Origin of the sequence: Parasphingorhabdus sp., from assembly GCF_036963805.1 — a bacterium.
In the GTDB taxonomy this organism is placed as follows: domain Bacteria; phylum Pseudomonadota; class Alphaproteobacteria; order Sphingomonadales; family Sphingomonadaceae; genus Parasphingorhabdus.
On record NZ_JBALUN010000001.1, the window covers coordinates 182,586 to 197,005 of the forward strand.

General features: G+C 52.9%; 11 protein-coding genes. 4 read left to right on the top strand and 7 right to left on the bottom strand.

Translation table 11 applies throughout. The features are described from left to right. Positions 1-51: 51 nt before the first annotated feature. A complete protein-coding gene (gene ispG / locus V7676_RS00920) occupies positions 52-1,188 on the bottom strand; it encodes a flavodoxin-dependent (E)-4-hydroxy-3-methylbut-2-enyl-diphosphate synthase (protein ID WP_335657779.1) in 1,137 nt (378 codons plus the stop codon). 342 nt (positions 1,189-1,530) lie between these two features. Between ispG and V7676_RS00925 the strand changes: the two genes are divergently transcribed. Continuing rightward, positions 1,531-3,054, top strand: coding sequence for an acyl-CoA carboxylase subunit beta (locus tag V7676_RS00925; protein ID WP_335657780.1), 1,524 nt, complete (start codon positions 1,531-1,533; stop codon positions 3,052-3,054). Positions 3,055-3,089: 35 nt separating this feature from the next. Here the strand turns inward: V7676_RS00925 and V7676_RS00930 are convergent, their stop codons facing one another. The 6 genes from V7676_RS00930 to V7676_RS00955 form a co-directional block, all read right to left on the bottom strand. Further along, a complete protein-coding gene (locus V7676_RS00930; RefSeq protein ID WP_335657781.1) occupies positions 3,090-4,901 on the bottom strand; it encodes an ABCB family ABC transporter ATP-binding protein/permease in 1,812 nt (603 codons plus the stop codon). Between the two features lie 67 nt (positions 4,902-4,968). After that, on the bottom strand, positions 4,969-5,241 hold the full coding sequence (locus tag V7676_RS00935) for a hypothetical protein (protein WP_335657782.1): 273 nt from the start codon (positions 5,239-5,241) through the stop codon (positions 4,969-4,971). 63 nt (positions 5,242-5,304) lie between these two features. After that, entirely contained in the window at positions 5,305-6,222 is a 918-nt protein-coding gene (locus V7676_RS00940; RefSeq protein WP_335657783.1) for a DMT family transporter, read from the bottom strand. Continuing rightward, a complete protein-coding gene (locus V7676_RS00945; protein ID WP_335657784.1) occupies positions 6,219-6,710 on the bottom strand; it encodes a hypothetical protein in 492 nt (163 codons plus the stop codon). Before V7676_RS00945 ends, V7676_RS00940 begins: the two co-directional genes overlap by 4 nt. Position 6,711: 1 nt before the next feature. After that, positions 6,712-8,238 carry a fumarate hydratase gene (locus V7676_RS00950; RefSeq protein ID WP_335657785.1) on the bottom strand — a complete coding sequence of 509 codons (1,527 nt, stop codon included), beginning with the start codon at positions 8,236-8,238 and terminating at the stop codon, positions 6,712-6,714. A gap of 119 nt (positions 8,239-8,357) precedes the next feature. Beyond that, complete coding sequence (locus V7676_RS00955; RefSeq protein ID WP_335657786.1) at positions 8,358-9,392, bottom strand: rod shape-determining protein; 1,035 nt, start codon at positions 9,390-9,392, stop codon at positions 8,358-8,360. A 730-nt stretch (positions 9,393-10,122) separates the two neighbouring features. Between V7676_RS00955 and V7676_RS00960 the strand changes: the two genes are divergently transcribed. The 3 genes from V7676_RS00960 to V7676_RS00970 all read left to right on the top strand — a co-directional run bounded on the left by V7676_RS00960 (position 10,123) and on the right by V7676_RS00970 (position 14,410). Then, the gene (locus tag V7676_RS00960) at positions 10,123-12,177 is read left to right on the top strand and encodes a ribonucleoside-diphosphate reductase subunit alpha (RefSeq protein WP_335657787.1); all 2,055 of its coding nucleotides are present in this window, start codon (positions 10,123-10,125) and stop codon (positions 12,175-12,177) included. Positions 12,178-12,310: 133 nt separating this feature from the next. Further along, positions 12,311-13,369, top strand: a complete 1,059-nt coding sequence (locus tag V7676_RS00965; RefSeq protein ID WP_335657788.1) for a ribonucleotide-diphosphate reductase subunit beta — start codon at positions 12,311-12,313, stop codon at positions 13,367-13,369. 6 nt (positions 13,370-13,375) lie between these two features. After that, positions 13,376-14,410 (top strand): hypothetical protein, encoded by a 1,035-nt coding sequence (locus V7676_RS00970; protein WP_335657789.1) that lies wholly within the window; start codon positions 13,376-13,378, stop codon positions 14,408-14,410. Positions 14,411-14,420: the final 10 nt, after the last annotated feature.

Consider the following 14,420-nt stretch of genomic DNA (forward strand, 5'->3'; position numbering starts at 1 on the left):
CCTGAAACAAGTTCAGGATGACGAGCTTTGATTTTATTCCCCGACTTCAACCTATTCAGCGGCCTCAACCTGCGCAGTATCTGCCTCAATCTCTGCTGCCTTGGCCTCGACCAGCTTCACAATATGATTGACCATATCGTTATCCGTAACATGATGGTCGGTGACACCGGACAGATAAACCATATGTTTGCCTGCCCCGCCGCCGGTAATGCCGATATCGGTTTCGCGTGCTTCGCCGGGGCCGTTGACGACGCAGCCGAGGATGGAGAGCGATAATGGTGTGCGGATATGCTGTAGCCGTTCTTCCAGCGTCTGCACGGTGCGGATTACGTCAAAGCCTTGGCGCGCGCAAGATGGGCAGGACACCACACGCACGCCGCGGGTTCGCAGGCCCAATGCCTTGAGCATTTCATAGCCGACGCGCACTTCTTCTTCCGGTTCGGCTGACAGGCTCACGCGGATGGTGTCGCCAATGCCGGACCAGAGCAGATTGCCCATGCCGATGGAACTTTTCACCGTGCCGCCGATCAGACCGCCAGCCTCGGTAATGCCGAGATGCAGCGGGCAATCGACGGCTTCCGCCAATTGCGTATAGGCAGCCACAGCAAGGAACAGATCACTGGCCTTCACGGCAACCTTATATTCGTGGAAATCCTGATCCTGCAGCAGCTTGATATGGTCTAGCGCACTTTCGACCAGTGCATCGGGACAGGGTTCGCCATATTTTTCGAGTAGGTCTTTTTCGAGGCTACCGCCATTCACGCCGATGCGGATGGCGCAGCCATTGGATTTGGCGGCATCAACCACCTCTTTGACCCGCGCTTCGCTACCGATATTGCCGGGATTAATCCGCAAGCAGGCGGCGCCAGCGTCGGCGGCTTCCAATGCGCGTTTATAATGGAAGTGAATGTCCGCGATAATCGGTACGCGGCTAGCGCGGACAATTTGCTTGAGCGCTGCGGTGCTTTCCACATCGGGGCAAGACACGCGGATAAGGTCCGCTCCTGCCTCTTCACAGCGGCGGATTTGATCGATTGTCGCCTTGGCATCGCTGGTCAATGTGTTGGTCATGGTCTGCACGGTAATTGGCGCATCCCCGCCCACCGGCACGTCGCCGACCATGATCTGGCGGCTCTTGCGGCGTTCAATATCGCGCCACGGACGCAGGGAGGGATTATCGGCTGTCATGATATTTGCTCTATATTTACTCTTGTCAGAAGGGCCACTATATTGAGCTATATAAGCCCTTCGCCGTCAAATGATAAGGGTGAATTGGGGGAGTGTTGGAATAGTCGGTTTTCTGAGCATTTATCGTCACTCGTCATCCTGAACTTGTTTATCTGCGATGGCCTTCGGCTCAGGATCTAATTACGCAACTATGGGAGATCCTGAAACAAGTTCAGGATGACGGCCATAAGTTCAGGATGACGACCATCAATTCAGGGTGACGAACTGGTTATCAGACTCCTGATTTACAGGGCACAGCAATTCCCGCTTCCCCTTGCTTAATCACTCGGTTAAACCCTTCGCATGACATGGAAACCGGAAATCGAAGAACTGCACGAGCGTGAGCGTCTTGCAGAAAAAATGGGCGGCGAGGAAAAAGTCTCTCGCCAGCATGGGCGCGGCAAGCTGGATGCGCGGGCTCGCATTGCGGCTCTTGTCGATGAGCGGTCTTTTCGGGAAATTGGCAAAATTGCCGGACGCGGCAGTTATAATGACAAGGGAGAGTTTGAAGACTTCGCGCCGAGTAATCTGATTTTTGGCCGTGCCAATATTGAAGGCCGGCCGGTGGTCGCCTCTGCGGATGATTTTACAGTGCGTGGCGGGGCGGCGGATGCGGCGCTGCACCGCAAGTTCGTGCAATGCGAGAAAATGGCTCATACGCTAAGCATTCCGATGATCCGGATGATCGACGGCACCGGCGGCGGCGGATCGGTAAAATCGCTGGAGGATATGGGGTTCACCTATGTCCCGGCGGTTCCCGGCTGGGGCGATATTATCAAGAATCAGGAGACTGTTCCAGTCGTCGCTCTCGCGTTGGGGCCGACGGCGGGAATGGGCGCGGCGCGCACGGTGGCGAGTCATTACTCCATCATGGTGCGCGGGCTGTCGCAATTATTTGCTGCCGGTCCCGCTGTTGCAGCCGCCATTGGTGATAGTCTTACCAAGGAAGAATTGGGCGGCAGCGAAATCCATACCCGCAACGGTGTCGTGGATGAGGAGGTGGCCAGCGAGGCCGAGGCCTTTGCCACGGCGCGTAGATTTCTGTCCTATTTGCCCAGCAATATCAATCAACGCGCCGCTCGGGTGATGAACGGTGATCCTGCTGGTCGCCGCGACAATGGCTTGCTCTCTGCGGTTCCGCGCGGCGACAAAGAAGTCTATTCCATGCGCAAGATCATGGATGTAGTGTTCGACAAAGGCACCGTCTTTGAAATGGGCAAACGCTGGGGCCGAGCAGCGATTACCGCCTTTGCACGGCTGGATGGCTATCCGGTGGCTGTATTGGCGAATGATCCCAGTTTTCTGGGTGGAAGCTGGGAAGCCAAATCATCGGAAAAGGTCGAACGCTTTGTGAAATTGGCGAACCAGTTTCGGCTACCGGTCGTCCATCTGGTCGATAACCCCGGTTTCATGATTGGCGAGGAGGCCGAACGCACTGGCACAATCCGTTACGGTGTGCAGGCGATGAACGCGGTCTATAAGGCGACCGTCCCTTGGGCCAGCGTCATTGTCCGCCGCGCTTACGGGATTGCGGGAAGCGCCATGTCTAACGCCGAAAATTTCCAATATCGCTTTGCATGGCCGAGCGGCGACTGGGGATCGCTGCCCATCGCGGGCGGGCTGGAAGTGGCCTATAAGGCGGATATCGAGGCATCAGAAAATCCTGCGGCGCGGCTGGAAGAGATAAAGGCGAAGCTTAATCTGGTGACATCACCCTTTCGAACCGCAGAACAGTTTAGCGTAGAGGATATTATCGATCCGCGCGAAACCCGGCCCTTATTGTGCGAATTTGCTGATCTGGCATGGCGGCAACTGGACGCCGAATAGATGGCGTCCAATAGATAGGGCAACCATCGCTGCGCTTAAATTTCTTCCAGTTGCCGGTCCTCGGCCTGCCGTTTCCACATGTCGGCATATAGCCCGCGTTTGACCAATAATTGCCGGTGGCTGCCGCGTTCGGCAATCCGGCCTTCGTTGAGCACGATAATCTCATCCGCATGGGTGATCGTCGATAGCCGGTGCGCGATGATCAACGTCGTCCGCCGCTCCGATATTTTTGCCAATGTCGACTGAATTTCATCCTCGGTGCGGCTGTCGAGCGCCGATGTCGCTTCATCCAATATCAGGACAGGCGGGTTTTTCAGTAACGTGCGGGCAATGGCCACACGCTGTTTCTCGCCGCCCGATAATTTGAGGCCGCGTTCACCGACCTGCGTATCATAACCGTCGGGCAGCTTGGCAATGAAACCATCCAGTGCAGCGCCCCGTGCGGCCTCTTCGATTTCCGCTTGCGATGCACCTTCGCGGCCATAACCGATATTATAGCCGATCGTGTCGTTGAACAGCACGCTGTCCTGCGGAACAATGCCGATGGCCCCGCGCAGGCTGTTCTGGGTGACTTCCGATATGACCTGACCGTCGATTAATATCCTTCCGGCCTGTGGATCATAGAAACGGAACAAGAGCCGCGCGATGGTTGATTTGCCTGCGCCGGATGGACCCACAATGGCCAGCGTGCCGTCATGCGGGACTTTAAAGTCCAGGCCATGCAAAATCCGGCGATCATCGTCATAGTTGAACACGACATTTTCAAATTCCACCACGCCGTCGGATACGCGTAGTGCTGTCGCTCCCGGTTTGTCGAAAATCTCTTGCTTGGTGTCGATCAGCTTGAACATCGCATCCATATCCACAAGGCCCTGACGGATCGTGCGATATACCATGCCCAGCATGTCGAGCGGCCGAAATAGCTGCATAAGCAGCGCGTTAACCAGCACCAGATCACCGACCGTTAAATCGCCCTGTTTCCAGCCATAGACAGAAAAGGCCATGGCCCCGATCATCGTCAAATTGGTAATGACCGATTGGCCAATATTTAGCAGGCCGAGCGAATTTTCGGATTTTACCGCAGCACTGGCCCAATCGCGCATCGCCTTATCATAGCGTTTGCTTTCGCGCTCTTCGGCGGTAAAATATTTGACAGTCTCATAATTGAGCAGCGCATCGACAGAGCGACCAATCACGCGTGTGTCCATGTCGTTCATCTGCGCGCGCAGAGCATTGCGCCAGTCTGTCACCTTGCGGGTATAGATGATATAAATGGCTACCATCGCCATTGTCGCGGCGACCAGCCCAAAGCCGAATTTAACTTGGAATATGATCAACACGGCGGCCAGCTCGACTATGGTGGGCGCGATATTGAACAGCAGGAAATAAAGCATCACATCAATGCTTTTTGTCCCGCGTTCGATCACCTTGGTGATTTCGCCGGTCCGGCGACCCAGATGGAATCGTAGGGACAGGCTATGGAGATGGGTGAAAACATTGGTCGCCAGGCGCCGGGCGGCCTCTTGCCCGACCTTTTCAAACACGATGTTACGCATATTATCGAACATCACCTGTCCGAACCGCGCGAGCCCATAAGCTGCGACAAGCGCCAGTAATACAGTCAGTTCTGTATTCAGCGCTTCATTCGACATGCCATCGATAATCGCCTTATACGCGAAGGGCATGGATAATATGGTGGCCTTGGCACAAAGTACCAAAAATCCTGCGACAATGATCCGCAAACGCAGAGCGGGTTCGTCCTTTGGCCAAAGATAGGGCAGAAAACGCTTAAGCGTAGGGATCATCGGAGGATCAATCTGACCCTTTGTGCTGTAATCTGGCGGCATCCGATGGATGTAGGGACGCGGGCTGCAATTGTCTATGCGCGCGGTACAGGAGTTGTATCTATTCTACTTAATGTCTGTTTGAAAACAGGACGTAAGCGCCCGCACCATTGGCCAGCGTATAGATGCTGTAAAAAATAACCGCAGTAAGCATGCCCATATTGGCAAACACTAGCGCAGCGGCAAGCATCGCGAATTCCAATATATAGCTGCCATAAGGGCCAAGAAGTTTGGAAAAGCTTCCCCGCGCTTCGCTGACCATGGGGTGATCGCTTTCCATCATCGCCTTGTGCATGGCGAAATTACCGATCCCGCAGATGAAAATGATGAATACATACATCATGTCTATATAGAGCCTATTGCAACATTTGTCATTTATCTCCGCCGATATATTGACAAAGATCGATCAGAGGCTGGACGCCATTGCCATGATTACGCCGATCCCTACCAGTATTATGCCGATGAGCTCGCTGCGGCCAAGCGGTTCTTTCAGATAGAAACGCCCAAAGCCCAGCGTATATAATATCTGCGTCTGTCCTAATATTCCGACCAGAGCAACGGGCGCATGGGCATAGGCAATGAACCAGCCTGCCGAAGCGGTCGCGGCTAGCAGACCCACTTGTGCGGTCACTCGCCAGCGGACCAGCATGGCCCGAAACTGGTCGGGTTCGCGTAAGATGACATAGGTGCCTTGCATCAACGCTTGATAACCGAGGACGGCCGTAAGCACGATCAAGCCCGCATAAGTGCGCTCGATATCGACTATGGCATTGGCTGATTGCTTGATAAAAATTGCTGTCAGGGCGAAGAGAAACCCTGCGCCAAGCCCCGTTAATGCTGCCGGTTGGCGCAGGCCGCGTAGCCAGCGCCATAAACCTTTGGCGCCGCCCTCGACCGAAACTGACAAGATTCCGACAAAGGCAATGGCGATACCGAGCCATGCCAGAGGTGCGAGTGTTTCGCCAAGGATCAACCAGCCGAGAAGGGCGACGATTAATGTCTCTACCTTCATATAGGCCGTGCCGCTGACAAGATTGCGATAGCCAAAGGACATGATGATCAAATTCGTGCCGAGCATCTGGGCAAATCCTGCAGCAAAGGCATAGATCCAGAAACCTGACTCAAGCGGGGGCAGGGCGGTCCGTCCGGTGGCGAGCATATATCCTGCCAGCAGGGCACCAGCGATTGGCCAGCCGAAGAAAAAGCGCGACAGGGCGGCGGCGTTGACCGACATTTCCGCGCGAATGCGTTGCTGTATCGCCATGCGCCACGCTAAAAACAGGGCGGCCAGCAACGTGGCAGGAATCCAGATGGGAATGTTCAAATGGGCCGCGCGTCGACGGTTTCGGCTAGAAAGTCGAGTATATGTTGCGGCGTACCGGGGTCTTCGCGAATCTGTTTTCTGGAATGTGCCGCTATACGAAGGCCAATGAAGAACATGAACGTGGGAAAGCTCAGGAATATCAATCTGGCCAATAGCGGCGTGTCTAAAAACCATAAGGACAGCGCAAACAGGTAAAATACCCCCACACCGACGAACCAATATACCCAGAACGGGATCGCTATTTTGCTCTGCGACAATTTTCCGGTTATCAAAGTCCCTTCACCGTGGCTTTCCATCACAGCGTTGAATTTCGGTTCAGTGCCCAAGTCCTGACTGGGTTTCATATAGGTCAACGACATGTCAAATTGAGTGCCTTTGCCCCGAACGTGCCAGTCCGTGCGTTTCCCATTGACCTCCATCACCGCTTTTAACTTTGTCGCCAACGCAACCGGATCGAGCGGGGAATAGAGGGTGACGGACTGGGCCATATCATTCTGCGGGTTGCAGCAATCCCTCTTTCTTGATTTTTTCCTGCCATACCAGAGGCGCAAGATGGTGGACGCTTTGTCCGTCCGAATCGACAGCAACCGTGACCGGCATATCCTGCACTTCAAATTCGTAAATGGCTTCCATGCCCAGATCTTCAAAACCGACGACTTTCGATCCCTTGATCGCGCGGCTCACCAGATAGGCGCTGCCGCCAACGGCCATCAGATAGGCGCTTTTATGCTTTTTAATCGATCCGATTGTGTCGAGACCGCGTTCCGCCTTGCCGACCATGGCGAGCAAGCCTTGTTCCAGCATCATGTCGGTAAAACTGTCCATCCGCGTCGCGGTGGTCGGGCCAGCGGGACCGACGATTTCTTCGCCGACAGGATCGACCGGACCGACATAATAGATCACGCGGCCTTTAAATTCGACGGGCAGCTCTTCGCCCTTGTCGAGCATGTCCTTGATTCGTTTATGCGCGGCATCGCGGCCGGTCAGCATCTTGCCGTTGAGCAGCAAGCGGTCGCCATGTTTCCATGTCGCCACTTCTGCGGCGTCGAGCTCGTCGAGATGGACGCGTTTGGCTTCGGATGATGGTGTCCAGTTCACGTCAGGCCATTCGTCGAGCTTTGGGGCTTCGAGATAGGCCGGGCCGCTGCCGTCCAATGTAAAATGCGCATGGCGGGTGGCGGCGCAATTGGGGATCATCGCAACCGGCTTGCCTGCTGCGTGGCAAGGCCAGTCGTTGATTTTGACATCAAGGATGGTGGACAAACCGCCAAGTCCCTGCGCGCCGATGCCTAGGGCATTGACCTTGTCGAAAATCTCTATGCGCATTTCTTCGATGTCGGTACGCGGGCCGCGCAGTTTCAGCTGGCCCATATCAATCGGGTCCATCAAGGATTGCTTGGCGAGCAAAACGGCGCGTTCCGCCGTGCCGCCAATGCCAATGCCGAGCATGCCGGGCGGGCACCAGCCAGCGCCCATTTGCGGGATCATGTCTAAAACCCAATCGACGATATTGTCGCTCGGGTTCATCATTTTAAATTTGGATTTATTTTCCGATCCGCCGCCTTTGGCTGCAACATCGACAGACACCGTGTTGCCGGGAACCATTTCAACGTGGAGCACGCTAGGCGTATTATCCTTGGTATTGCGCCGCGTAAAAGCGGGATCGGCAAGAATGGATGCGCGCAACTTGTTTTCGGGGTGGAGATAGGCGCGTCTTACGCCTTCATCGACAATTTCCTGCATCGATTGGGATGTTTCATCGAGGCGGCAGTCCATGCCCCATTTCACAAACACGTTGACGATTCCGGTATCTTGGCAAATCGGACGGTGCCCTTCGGCGCACATCCGGCTGTTGGTCAATATTTGTGCGATCGCATCTTTGGCGGCCGGAGACTTTTCCGCCTCATAGGCCTCACCCAGCGCCCGAATATAATCCATCGGATGATAATAAGAGATAAATTGCAGGGCGTCGGCGACGCTTTCAATCAGGTCTGCGGTCTTAATAGTGACTGTCATTTTGGCTCCGGAAATAGTCTATAGGTGCGATCCGGATGCCTTTTGGCTGATATGATGAAAGTCGGCAAGTTTTTGTGTGCTTTGGCGACAAAGTTGCACGCTTGCCGGTGCAAATCTGCCTAAGCGGGGATCAGCACCCCTCGATAAAGCGGATCTTCCATGGCCCGTCCTGCTCCATTGGCAACACAGGTCAGCGGATCATCGGCAATCGTGACGGCAAGTCCCGTCTGTTGCGCGATATATTCGTCAATCCGGCCCAAAAGCGCGCCGCCTCCGGTCAGGACAATGCCCTGATCGACAATATCGGCGGCCAGTTCTGGAGGCGTATTTTCAAGCGCCGTGCGAACACTGTCAATAATCTGACCCACTGGTTCTGCAATAGCATAAGCAATTTCAGCTTCGGTTATGACGATTTTCCGCGGCATACCCTTTACGAGGTCACGGCCTTTAATATGCATGGTCCGTCCGTTATCGACTGGACTCATCGCGCTGGCCATTTCATGTTTAACCATTTCGGCCGTGGTTTCGCCAATCGCGAGATTATGTTTGCGGCGAATATGGGACGTAATGGCATCGTCAATTTTGTCGCCGCCCATTCTGCCCGACGTGCTGTAAGCCAGCCCTTGTAAGGACAGCACCGCGACTTCGGTTGTTCCGCCGCCAATATCGACGACCATCGCGCCAATCGGTTCTGCGACGTTAATACCGGCGCCGATTGCCGCGGCCATCGGTTCTTCTACAAAGAAAATATTCGTGCCGCCTGCATTGGAAGCGGCATCCCGAATGGCGCGGCGCTGAACATTGGTCGAACCCGACGGGATGCAAACCGCGATATCAAAGCGCCGCAGCAGGTTGGTTTTCTTTTCATGCACTTTCTGGATGAAATGCTTGATCATCAGTTCCGCGACGTCAAGATCGGCGATAACGCCGTCTTTTAGTGGACGAATGACCTTCAGATTATCAGGCGTTTTGCCCATCATCAGCTTTGCGTCGGCACCAACGGCACGCACTTTTGTTACGCCATTTATGGTTTCGAGAGCCACCACTGATGGTTCGTTAAGTACGATTCCACGGTCACGCAGATATATGAGTGTGTTGGCCGTACCCAAGTCGATCGCAATGTCATGCGATTGGAGTTTAAAAAAACTACGCATAAATAATGAGTTACTTCTAATTAAAAATTGAGGTCATATCCTAGACATGATCTATTAGTGAAAGCGGGCTCGCTATGGGCTAAGGAACCTATTCTGTCTAGTCAGGCACGGCCTTTGAGACGAGCCCATGCTGGCGAACGGTCGGTTGAGAGGTTAATCGTAATTTAGGTCAATATCCCAGAAATAATATTTCATGGTGTTGAATCGATCCAACACCATATCTTGTGTCATAAATCATTCACATACACCTGTGCATGAATTGTGGATAAAATTAATGTAAAATTTCATAGACCCTCTTGCGTAATGCCGAAGACTTAGCAGGTCCACGCGTCGCGGCACTATGGCATGATTGGACCGTCGATGAAGCGATTCATTTATGCGATGAACGGAGTCGTTAAAATGTCATTTACCCTCTTGCATATAATTTTGATTCAGCCACTATGGGTTGTGGTTAGGCCAAGGGGGCACACCAACTTATAGTATTGCACGTCAGTAACACCGACTCGGTGGACGGCTCCCTTTTGGTCAAATCGCAAGTGGTTTTTCGGGTTTTTAGGGCAAAATTAATTGCCCGTTGGGGCTGTAAAAATGTTAGGCTTATGGGCTTCGGCCTAGCGGATGTGTCCGAGTCGAACAAGACGTGAACATATAGCCCGAACGAAAGCCCGTAGTAGCAGCAACCTGATGGTTGTTGTTGTTGTTGGCTTTGCAGTTTGATTGGGGGCTTTTGATGGATTTTAGAGATAGCCGGGATGATTCCGGGAATAGTGATATAGATATGAGTGAGAGTGAAATGGGCGCTGAAGTATTAGATGGTCCGAAAGACAAAATCAAAAGCGCGGAAAAAGGTCCGGTGAAAGAGCCTGAGATCAGCAAGAAGGCTGAGGCAGAGGCGGCTGCGACCAAAGAAAATGACGAGAAAGAGCTGAAAGCCGAACGCGACAGCCACAGCGTGGAGAAGCGCCGATTCAAGATCGTGCAGGATGATTCCCGCGATGCGTTGCTGACCGACTTTGGTAAAGAAACACTGGAAGACCGTTATCTGCTGCCCAATGAAAGTTTTCAGGATCTCTTTGCCCGCGTGGCCGATGCCTATGCGGATGATCAAGAGCATGCACAGCGGCTCTATGACTATATCTCGAAACTCTGGTTCATGCCGGCAACCCCTGTATTGTCGAATGGCGGTACCGGTCGCGGGCTGCCTATCTCCTGCTATTTGAACAGCGTGGATGACAGCCTTGGCGGGATTGTCAAAACCTGGAACGAGAATGTCTGGCTGGCGTCCAAAGGCGGCGGCATTGGCACCTATTGGGGCAGCGTGCGCGGCATTGGCGAACCTGTTGGTCTTAACGGCAAAACATCTGGCATTATTCCGTTCGTGCGGGTGATGGACAGCTTGACGCTTGCGATTTCGCAGGGGTCATTGCGGCGCGGTTCTGCGGCTTGCTATCTTGATGTGGACCATCCGGAAATTGAAGAATTTCTTGAAATCAGAAAGCCTTCCGGTGACTTTAACCGTAAAGCTCTCAACCTCCATCACGGCGTTCTGCTGACCGACGAGTTTATGGAAGCGGTGCGCGACGGCACAGAATTTAATCTGAAATCTCCGAAAGACGGTTCGGTACGCGGCACAGTGGATGCGCGCTCGCTGTTCCAGAAACTGGTCGAGACCCGTCTCGCCACCGGTGAACCTTATATTATCTTCAACGACACAGTGAACCGGGCAATGCCCAAGCATCACCGCGATCTGGGCTTGAAAGTATCAACATCCAACCTGTGTTCCGAAATTACACTGCCGACGGGTCGCGATCATTTAGGTGAGGACAGGACGGCAGTGTGTTGCCTGTCCTCCCTAAACCTCGAGACGTGGGACCAGTGGAACGGGGACAAGGATGTTATCGAAGATATCATGCGTTTCCTCGACAATGTCCTGCAGGATTATATTGACCGCGCACCCGATGAAATGGCGCGCGCCAAATATAGCGCCAGCCGCGAACGCAGTGTTGGCCTTGGCGTCATGGGCTATCACAGCTTCTTGCAAGCACGCGGACTTGGTTTCGAAAGTGCACTGGCAAAATCGTGGAATATGAAGATCTTCAAGCATATTTCAGCCAAAGCTTCTGAGGCCAGCATGATGCTGGCCCATGAACGCGGACCGTGTCCCGATGCTGCGGATCAGGGCGTGATGGAGCGCTTCAGCTGCAAAATGGCCATTGCACCCACCGCGTCGATTTCGATCATTTGCGGCGGCGCGTCTGCCTGTATCGAACCGATCCCGGCGAATATCTATACGCATAAAACGCTCTCGGGCAGCTTTGTCGTCAAGAACCCGCATCTGGAAAAATTGCTCGCGGAGAAATCCAAAGACAGCAATAATGTCTGGAACTCGATCCTTGAAAAAGGCGGCAGCGTCCAGCATCTTGATTTCCTCTCTGCCGAGGAGAAAGACACCTATAAAACCAGCTTCGAGATTGACCAGCGCTGGCTGCTGGAACTCGCGGCGGATCGCACCCCCTATATTGATCAGGCACAGTCGCTGAACCTGTTCATTCCGGCGGATGTCGATAAATGGGACTTGCTGATGCTGCACTACCGCGCATGGGAACTGGGCATTAAATCGCTCTATTATCTGCGTAGCAAATCGATCCAGCGGGCCGGCTTTGCCAATAACGAAGAAGCCGTTGCTGGCGGCGTTGAAGCGGACAATACGCTCGACCCGAAAAAGGTTGAATTGATGACGACGGCCGGCACCACCGACTATGATGAATGTCTGGCCTGTCAATAAGTAGGGAGTTTTCCCACTGCCTCCTCCCTTTCGCTCCTTTTGGGAGGAGGCTATTTTCTTCAGTTATTAAAGGCGCAATATTTCCTCACCCCTGAACGGGCGAGGAGTTAGTTTGAAAAGCGGAGTTCGTAAAATGTCACTTCTGGAAGCACGCAAAACCTATAAGCCCTTTGAGTATCCATGGGCCTATGATTTCTGGAAGCGTCAGCAACAGATCCACTGGATGCCGGAAGAAGTGCCCTTGGGCGAGGATTGCCGCGATTGGGCGCAAAAGCTGACCGATCACGAGCGCAACCTGCTCACGCAAATCTTCCGCTTCTTTACGCAGGCCGACGTCGAGGTGCAGGATTGCTATCACGACAAATATGGCCGTGTGTTCAAACCGACCGAAATCAAGATGATGCTGACTGCGTTCTCCAATATGGAAACCGTCCACATCGCCGCTTATTCGCATCTGCTCGATACGATCGGCATGCCCGAATCCGAATATTCGATGTTCCTCGAATATGAAGCGATGAAGGACAAGCATGATTATATGGGCACATTCGGCGTTGATAATGACGAAGATATTGCCAAGACGCTGGCGATGTTCGGCGGCTTTACCGAAGGGCTGCAACTCTTCGCCAGCTTTGCGATGCTGATGAACTTCCCGCGCTTCAACAAGATGAAGGGCATGGGGCAGATCGTCACCTGGTCAATCCGCGATGAAAGCCTTCACTGCGAAGGCATTATCAAAATGTTCCACACCTTTGTACAGGAACGCGACTGCCTGACCAAATCGGTCAAGGAAGATATTATCGACTGCTGCCAGAAAACCGTGCGGCTGGAAGATGCGTTTATCGATCTGGCGTTCAGCGACGGTCCGGTCACCGGCATGACCGCCAAAGAAATTAAGCGCTATATCCGCTATATCGCCGACTGGCGTCTGGCACAGCTTGGCTTCCAACCCATCTATATGGTCGAAGACCACCCGCTGCCATGGCTCGCGCCGCTGCTCAACGGTGTCGAGCACGCCAACTTCTTCGAAACCCGCTCCACCGAATATTCCAAGGGCGCGACCAAAGGCGACTGGAACGAAGTCTGGACCAGCTTTGACCAGCGCAAAGGCAAGAAGATCATCGGCATCGAAGCGCCGAATAATGATGAAGATGGCGAAGATATGTTTGAACAGGCTGGGGTTGCTGCGGAGTAGGGGGTAGTGGTAGACATTTCCAAAATTGATGACTCTGCCTTAACTCAGGCTCAAAACTCTTTGAAGCGAGTTCAAAGTTTTGACGTTAACAGCTTAATACGAAGCGAAGAGTTAGGAAAATACGCTTTTCGAGGCGTGGCTGATCCAGCGCAGAAAATTGTGAATCTTTTTCAGATTCTATCCGCCGAGCATCTCGAGTTTTTTCCGGAACAACAACTAGATATTATAAAAAACACTGCCGATGATTTCCACAAGCTTCTAAGCAGCTTCTTGGAATTTGATGTTGCTCACGCAACTCCAAGCGTGGATGAAGCGCAAACAGCGCTCGTTGAAAGTCTGAAAAATAAATATCAAAAAGTGTTCAATCAACTTTTGCCCTTAATCTCATTTGCGGCAGCTCGGTCCCAAGACTACGCAGCATTAGCTCAACAGGCCAAAAAAGCTTTCGATGACACGACAACCAATGCGACCACACTGATGAGCGAATTGAATAGCCACAACGAGGCTGCCGAAACAACCCTGCAGGAAATTCGGAATGTTGCCGCTGAACAGGGGGTCGGCAAGCAGGCAATTCACTTCAAAAATGAAGCGGATGACCACGCGACACAGTCACGTATTTGGATGAAAAGGACAATGTGGGCCTCGCTTGTATTAGGACTTTATGCAATCGCTTCGCTATTTATACACAATATTCCGGGAACCTTGACGGGAGAATATGGGGCTTTTCAACTCGCAGTTAGTAAAGTTCTAATTTTTGGCGTAATCACCTACATTGTTGTTCTTTTCTCACGCAATTTTCTTTCACATGAGCATAACAGAATAGTAAATAAGCATCGTCAAAATGCACTCGCAACTTTTACGGCATTAGCTGAGGCTACTTCTGATGCTGCAAGTTCTGATATAGTTTTAAGCCACGCGGCATCGTGTATTTTTTCACCACAAGAAACAGGCTACACTAAAGGCGGTGGCGAAGGTTCAGAAAAAGTACCGGGGCTACAAATTATTCCTAGGATTGGTGCTTCATCGTCCTCTAGCCTTTGAGTAGAATTTC

Bases quoted from the DNA above. Each gene is read 5' to 3' on its own strand.
- ispG (WP_335657779.1), bottom strand. From the start codon at position 1,188: ATGACAGCCGATAATCCCTCCCTGCGTCCGTGGCGCGATATTGAACGC.
- V7676_RS00925 (WP_335657780.1), top strand. From the start codon at position 1,531: ATGACATGGAAACCGGAAATCGAAGAACTGCACGAGCGTGAGCGTCTT.
- V7676_RS00930 (WP_335657781.1), bottom strand. From the start codon at position 4,901: ATGCCGCCAGATTACAGCACAAAGGGTCAGATTGATCCTCCGATGATC.
- V7676_RS00935 (WP_335657782.1), bottom strand. From the start codon at position 5,241: ATGATGTATGTATTCATCATTTTCATCTGCGGGATCGGTAATTTCGCC.
- V7676_RS00945 (WP_335657784.1), bottom strand. From the start codon at position 6,710: ATGGCCCAGTCCGTCACCCTCTATTCCCCGCTCGATCCGGTTGCGTTG.
- V7676_RS00950 (WP_335657785.1), bottom strand. From the start codon at position 8,238: ATGACAGTCACTATTAAGACCGCAGACCTGATTGAAAGCGTCGCCGAC.
- V7676_RS00955 (WP_335657786.1), bottom strand. From the start codon at position 9,392: ATGCGTAGTTTTTTTAAACTCCAATCGCATGACATTGCGATCGACTTG.
- V7676_RS00960 (WP_335657787.1), top strand. From the start codon at position 10,123: ATGGATTTTAGAGATAGCCGGGATGATTCCGGGAATAGTGATATAGAT.
- V7676_RS00965 (WP_335657788.1), top strand. From the start codon at position 12,311: ATGTCACTTCTGGAAGCACGCAAAACCTATAAGCCCTTTGAGTATCCA.